This window comes from Nocardioides sp., assembly GCF_035576065.1.
GTDB lineage: Bacteria > Actinomycetota > Actinomycetes > Propionibacteriales > Nocardioidaceae > Nocardioides.
Genome location: NZ_DATLWX010000037.1, coordinates 1 through 2762, shown reverse-complemented (window position 1 = coordinate 2762; position 2762 = coordinate 1). Strand labels below are relative to the sequence as shown.

General features: G+C 66.7%; 3 protein-coding genes and 2 pseudogenes. 1 reads left to right on the top strand and 4 read right to left on the bottom strand.

From position 1 onward, the window contains the following. Nucleotides 1–167, bottom strand: a pseudogene (locus VNJ48_RS16265) (ISL3 family transposase); the annotation flags it as partial. 229 nt (nucleotides 168–396) lie between these two features. Here VNJ48_RS16265 and VNJ48_RS16260 point away from each other — a divergent pair. Continuing rightward, entirely contained in the window at nucleotides 397–834 is a 438-nt protein-coding gene (locus VNJ48_RS16260) for a helix-turn-helix transcriptional regulator (protein WP_325603963.1), read from the top strand. A gap of 87 nt (nucleotides 835–921) precedes the next feature. Here VNJ48_RS16260 and VNJ48_RS16255 read toward each other — a convergent pair whose 3' ends face one another. From VNJ48_RS16255 to VNJ48_RS16245, 3 genes and pseudogenes are all read right to left on the bottom strand, one after another. After that, nucleotides 922–2136: a lanthionine synthetase LanC family protein gene (locus tag VNJ48_RS16255; protein ID WP_325603961.1), complete on the bottom strand. Its 1215-nt coding sequence runs from the start codon at nucleotides 2134–2136 to the stop codon at nucleotides 922–924. 79 nt (nucleotides 2137–2215) lie between these two features. After that, nucleotides 2216–2635, bottom strand: coding sequence for a VOC family protein (locus tag VNJ48_RS16250; protein WP_325603959.1), 420 nt, complete (start codon nucleotides 2633–2635; stop codon nucleotides 2216–2218). Beyond that, nucleotides 2622–2762 (bottom strand): annotated as a pseudogene (locus tag VNJ48_RS16245) (IS630 family transposase); the annotation flags it as partial. The pseudogene VNJ48_RS16245 and the gene VNJ48_RS16250, both read right to left, overlap by 14 nt.

The window sequence follows — 2762 nt, the reverse complement described above, 5'->3', positions numbered from 1 at the left end:
CGGTCGGGGTGTCGGTAGGCGGCGACCATCCGTTGGTAGATCCACCAGGTCACCTCGACTTCAGCGTGATCGTCGGTGGCGAACAGGGCTTCCAGGCGCGTCTTCTGCTTGTCGGTGAGCAGGTCTGCGCCGGTGTGCAGGGTCCGTCGTGCTCGGTAAAGGGGCTCATCACAGATGACGGTGTAGTGGCAGGCTCCGCTCCCGGCGAGCCTCATGGCGCCGGGCGTCCGCGACGTCGCAGTCGACCTCGTAAGGTGGTTATGGACGCACACGCTGGAGACCGACTGGCCACGGCGCCTCGCGTTGGTTCGCGCTGACATAGTCGCCCGCACGGCCCAGCTCGCTCGCCATGGGTGGTCGGCCGTCCTCCGAGACCTCGGTCGTAACACCGAATGGGTGGGCGATGGGTACCTTCGGATTAACCGCTATGACCTGCCCGCCCGCACCCTGGGCACCGGCTCCCGCCTGGTCTTCGTGCCGACCCATGGTGCCAGCAGCTGGGTGGGCTGGCACCTCGGCGGCAACCCCCACCGCTACGCGATCTACTACCCGCTCGCCGGTCGGTTGGCCGACCTCGGATCGCCGCGCAGCGCAGGGCTCGGACCACTCGTCGGCGTCAACCGAGCCCGACTGCTGGTCCTGCTCGACGTGCCACGCAGCACTTCGCAACTCGTCACGCTCAGCGACCTGCCGCTCGGCTCGGTCGGCCGGCACCTGCGGGTCCTGCTGGACGGCGGCATCGTCCTGCGCCGCCGCTCGGGACGCGAGGTCCTTTACTGGCGCACTGCCCTCGGCGACAGCTTGGTAGCAGCGGGAACGCCTGCGAGCGGCTGATCGCCAACCGTTGCTTGAGGTGCGCCCTGTCAGGACGTCCCGCAAGACGAACGTCTCGCGGAGCCCGTCTGAGCGGAGCCGACTCAGTCAACGAGGCTGTTGGGCCGTTCGGCTGGCGAGCGCGACCGGGTGGTCAGGCCACTGGATCGCATAGCCGGCGAAGCCACCGTCGTTGAGTCGCGCATACCGGAGCAGTTCGCGGACGATGCCTGCATTGCCCATTGCCCACCCGGTGCGAGGTTCGAGATCCGGCGGCGTTGCCCGGTGCTCGTAGTTCGACCAGCGCACGCCGGCTTCATCGACGGTTGCCCGAGACGTGAGGTCCTCGACGAGGACGTCCGCGAAGTCGAATCCTTCACCGCGCTCGACGATCCGGTCGCAGGCCAGAGCTAGCACGCCTGCCGTTCCGCAGCATCGCCCGTTGTTATCCCAGAAGCCCGGCCGGATCCGACTCGGCAGCCCAGACCGTCTGATTGTGCGCCAGCAGCGGTCGCCGAGATCGGTCCAGCTCTGGTCCCCGGTGACCTCGGCAAGGAGGCGGAAGACCTGGGCGTCGCCCGCCGGGCCGTTGCACCAGCCCTGGCTGTACCGCTCGATCAGGTCAGGTCGGTGTGGCGGGTCGGAGTGCGGGACGAGGAAGCCGCCAGGGCCCGCCTCGTTGCGGCCCACGACATCTCCGGCGCCCGCTAGAGCAAGGTCGATCAGGTCACCCCGGCCAGCAGCTTGCCCGACCGCGGCCAGTGCGTAGACGATGCCCAGCGTTCCGTGCGCCATGTGATGCGATCGTGCTGGCGATGGCCGAACTGGCCAGTTCACGCCGCGTCCTGTCCGATCGGCCCAAGAGAGGTACGGCGTTACCGCCGTCACCGCTAGATCCACATCGCCCACCACGAGCGCGCCCAGCCCGATCCCGGCGTTGCCCATGAAGAGCTCGAACATCTGGTTCCAGCGCTCACCGTCGAAGCGATCCCGAGCCCGACTCAACGCCCGGTCTGCGGCCTCGTCCCTGCCGAGCGACCGCAACGCGACAGCGATTCCCGACAAGCCGAAGTACAGCGAACAGTCCTCGAGAACCTCGATGCTGCCGGTCAGAGCATCCCCACCATCGGCGACTGCGCGACGGTAGCGCTCATCGCCGAAGTGCTCGAACGCCTCCTGCAACGCGAGCACAACGCCTGCCTGCCCGTGATAGAGCGAGGGGTCTTCCACGTCAGCGCTGTGCATGGTGAGCAGCCAGTCGGCTGCTCCACGCGCGAGGAGCGTCACCTCGTCCGTACGAGCCCCCCGCTCAGCCATCACCATGACGGGAGCCTATGGCCGGACCACGCCGCCCGCGCCCTCACAGGTTCAACCCTTGAAGTCGTCCCGTGAACCGAACGTTCTACTGAACGAGTAGACAGAACGGATGCCCTGCCGGGTCGGCGAGCACGTAGAGCGGTTCGACCTCGTCCTTGGAACGGTCATGGAGCAGCCGAGCTCCCAAGTTCTCGGCGTGCTCGCGGTGTCTCTCCAGGTCGTCGATGGTGGGGACCTTGAAGTCCATGTGCATCTGCATCGGGACGCCCTCGGACGGCCAGGTTGGGGGCACGGTGTCCTTCTTCTCCTGGATGGTCACGATGCGGTTGCCGTTGCCGTCAAGGAGGACCAACCAGTCCGCATCGTCAGGGCTCCCATCGCTCGGCGGCTCTTCCCCGTCCCGGTACCGAAGGCCGAGGAGCTGGCGATAGAACTCGGCGAGCCCACGACAGTCACGAGCGTCTATTGCGGTGTGAAGCAGGACGGGATATCTAGTGGTCCGCATTTGAAGTCTTCACTCGTTTGGCCTTCTTGAGGATCTCGTCGGCTGTTTTGGTCCAGACGAAGGGGTGGGAGCGGTCGTTCCAGCCGTTGATGTAGCCGCGGATCTTGGTGTTGAGGTCCTTGACCGA